At 45.9% G+C, this 3,521-nt stretch carries 2 protein-coding genes and 1 pseudogene; all 3 read left to right on the forward strand.

What is annotated here, in order from left to right:
• Positions 1 to 1,250 (forward strand): ribonuclease J (locus QZL64_RS11205; RefSeq protein ID WP_296309581.1); only part of this gene is annotated, 1,250 nt, incomplete at its 5' end.
• Between the two features lie 171 nt (positions 1,251 to 1,421).
• Complete coding sequence (locus QZL64_RS11210) at positions 1,422 to 2,378, forward strand: YybS family protein (protein WP_021842067.1); 957 nt, start codon at positions 1,422 to 1,424, stop codon at positions 2,376 to 2,378.
• 24 nt (positions 2,379 to 2,402) lie between these two features.
• A pseudogene (locus QZL64_RS11215) lies at positions 2,403 to 3,521 on the forward strand (DHH family phosphoesterase); the annotation flags it as partial.

Genomic DNA, 3,521 nt, shown 5'->3' on the forward strand with positions numbered 1-3,521 from the left:
ACTCTATTCCTGATGCTTGCGCCGTTTATTTTGAAACGCCGGTAGGTACTGTTGTTCACACCGGTGACTTCAAAGTGGACCAGACGCCGGTAGACGGTAAATTGATGGACGTTCATAAATTTGCCGAACTGGGCAACAAAGGCGTATTAGCCTTGATGTCCGACTCCACGAATGTGGAAAAACCGGGATTTACTCCATCTGAAAGCACCGTAGGACCTGCTTTACTTCGTGCTGTAGGGGAAGCTCGCGGCCGTGTAGTACTCGCTACTTTTGCGTCCAACGTATCTCGTTTGCAGCAGGCTGTTGATGCGGCGGTTGCCTTCAAGCGTAAAGTTATCGTGTTGGGCCGCAGTATGGTTAACGTAACGGAAATTGCGCAGGAACGCGGTTACTTGAATATTCCGGAAGGAACTTTGATTGATGTTGATGAAATGGGTCGTTACCGTGATGACGAAATCATGATTTTGACAACCGGCAGTCAAGGGGAACCTATGGCAGGCTTATCCCGTATGGCAACCAATAATCATCGTACTATCGAAATTACTCCGAATGATACGATTATTATCTCCGCCACGCCGATTCCGGGCAATGAAGCAGCGGTTGGTCGTACCATCGACAATCTATTGCGCTTAGGTGCGGATGTAATTTATGGTCGTGACCGCGGCATTCACGTATCCGGTCATGGCAGCCAAGAAGATTTGAAAACCATGCTCAACTTGGTTCGTCCTAAATTCTTCATTCCGGTACACGGTGAGTATCGCATGTTGAAGAAACATGGTGAACTTGCTGTATCCATGGGCATTGTGAAACCAAATCACGTGCTTGTAGGCGACAATGGGCAGATTTTTGAATTCACCAGTCGTACAGGCCGCAAAGGCGGTCACGTTACGGCCGGCAAGGTGTTCGTTGACGGTCTCGGTGTTGGCGATGTTGGCAATATCGTAATTCGCGATCGTCAGCAATTGGCGCAGGAAGGTATGGTTATCGTAGTTATGGCCATGGACCGTGCCAGCGGCCAGATTGTAGCCGGTCCTGATATCGTATCGCGCGGTTTCGTATATGTACGTGATGCGGAAGATCTCATGAACGAAGCGCAAAAACGCATTGAACAAGTGATTGAAAAATGCGAAGCCAGTCAGATGAAAGATTGGGCTACCATTAAATCTCAAGTACGCGATACTTTGGGTAAATTCTTGTATGAAAAGACCCGTCGTCGTCCGATGATTTTACCGATTATCCAAGACGTATAAGTCGCATCGGCTGAGTGATGCGGTAAATTCAAGCTTGTTTATAAGTGGTAATTTACCCTCCTATATAGGTCGTAATTTGTGATTTTGTGGTTAATGATATTCAAAAACAATACAAAATGTTATAATAGGCGTATGACCTCGGTCATACGTCTATTTTGTCAGGAGTAATTTATGAGATATACAGATACGCGAGCCGTAGTGGAAACAGGATTTTTGACGGCTCTTATTATGGTATTTACCTTTGTGGGAGTTACGGTACCGTTTATGGGATTCCTTGCTTCCATCTTGATGCCCGCCGTACTTGTAGTGTTGGGCGCTCGCCATGGTGTTCGTTGGAGTATTTTGGCGACCGTTACGATGGGGCTGGTTATGTCGGTTGTATTGACACCCTTAGGGGCACTCATGCAAGTGATGACATCGGGCATACCCGGTATTGTCTTGGCCTATGGTTATATACATCGCTGGTCGACCAGTCGGCTTTTGGTATTGCCGGCCGTAACAATGATGGTTACCATCGGTATACAGCTTATGATTGCGCAATATGTGATGCAGATGGATATAGTTACGATGTGGCAAAATTTTCAGCAGGAAGCGTTGACCGAAATGGAAACCGCTTATCGTGAACAGGGTCTCATGGATGAACAAGTGACCGCCATGATGACCAGTGTGCAGGCCATGCTTAAGCAAATGGCCTATGTGCTTTTGGCCGCCCTATTTATGTCGTCCGTAGTAATTAGCTACTTCATTTGCGCCGTAGCGAATATTATCATGCGCCGCACCGGTGGTGAAGGCGTAACCTTACCGCCCCTTGAAGAGTGGCGTGTACCGCAGTGGACCTTATACATGTTTGCCCTCGGTGTGCTGTTGACGTATTGGGGTAACGAACTGCAATCGGAAGCCATTAATATTGTGGCTTATAATATGTACGCGCTGGGATCGTACATGTTGGTACTGCAGGGTATCGGTTGTTTGTGGACTATTTTTAAAAGCTATGGATTGTCAAACGGCATCCGTTTAGTTTTGATATTTATTACTTTATTAATGCAGTTCGCCACGATGTGGATTGGCATTTTAGATTTAATTTTAAATTTACGTCGTCGTCTGTCGAGACGAATCGGCGATGAGTAAAGAGAAAAAGTAGGGAGCGATCTTATGAATGGGAATGAAGGCTTTTTTGGAGCCTTTGAAAAAACCGCCTTCGTTGTTATCATCGTTTTACTATTAGTGATTGCCTGGCTTAACTGGCAGATGGCGCTATTTGGCCTTTTGTTTGTCGTTGTGGCCTATTTATACAGCAGCCGAGCGGTGTGTAAACAACGACAGCAACGGTATGAGCAATTTAATACGATTGCGAAGGGGATTACCCAAGCGTCGAATTTTGCTTTGCAGAACTTGCCGACAGCAATAGTTATTATTGACAGTAAGGCTCGTGTTTGCTGGTATAATAGCGTGTTCCGTGATTGGATGCCGCAAGATCCGGATAAAACACAACGCCTTAACGGTTTTATTCCGAGTTTGCGCCTCGATAAAATCTGGGGCAAGTCCGGCTATTTTAATGAAAAAATTGAAAATAAATATTATCGTGTTATCTATAAATTCATTGATGGCACGGATTATAAAGGGGCGCCTGACTCCGAAGTGGAATCATATATGGCGTTCTACTTTGACGATGTAACCGAATCGGAACAATTGCGCCATGAAGCAGAAGCGATGGCACCGGTATTCGGGTTCCTCATGATGGATAACATCGAAGATGTGACGAAAGGTCTCAGTGACGTTGAATACACTAACCTCTGGGCGGAAATTAATAATGCCATCGTAGAAGAAATTGACCGTTACGACGGTTTTGTCCGTAACTATGCGGATGATTCGTACATCTTCTGTATTTCTAAAAAAGCGCTAATGAATATGATTGAACAAAATTTCCCACTTTTGGCGAAGGTTCATAATATTCCGACCAGTCGTCGTATTCCGGCGACTATCAGTATCGGTATTGCAGCCGGTGCGGCTACGATTAAAGAACAATCGGAACGAGCTCGTTCCGGTCTCGAATTAGCCCTTGGTCGCGGTGGTGACCAGGCCAGCGTATATATCGGCGAAGAATTGAAATTCTACGGCGGTAAAACGCAAGGCGCCGAAAAGAATACTCGTGTCCGTGCCCGCGTGGTAGCACAAGCCATTAAAGAACTCATGGATGATGCCGATAATGTTATCGTCATGGGCCATGAGCGTGAAGATTATGACAGTATCGGCGGTGCCATCGGCGTAGCC

The organism is Veillonella sp. CAG:933 (genome assembly GCF_000431435.1).
GTDB lineage: Bacteria > Bacillota > Negativicutes > Veillonellales > Veillonellaceae > Veillonella_A.

What these genes read in the sequence shown, in the direction of transcription:
- QZL64_RS11210 (WP_021842067.1), top strand. Translation starts at nt 1,422, where the DNA reads ATGAGATATACAGATACGCGAGCCGTAGTGGAAACAGGATTTTTGACG.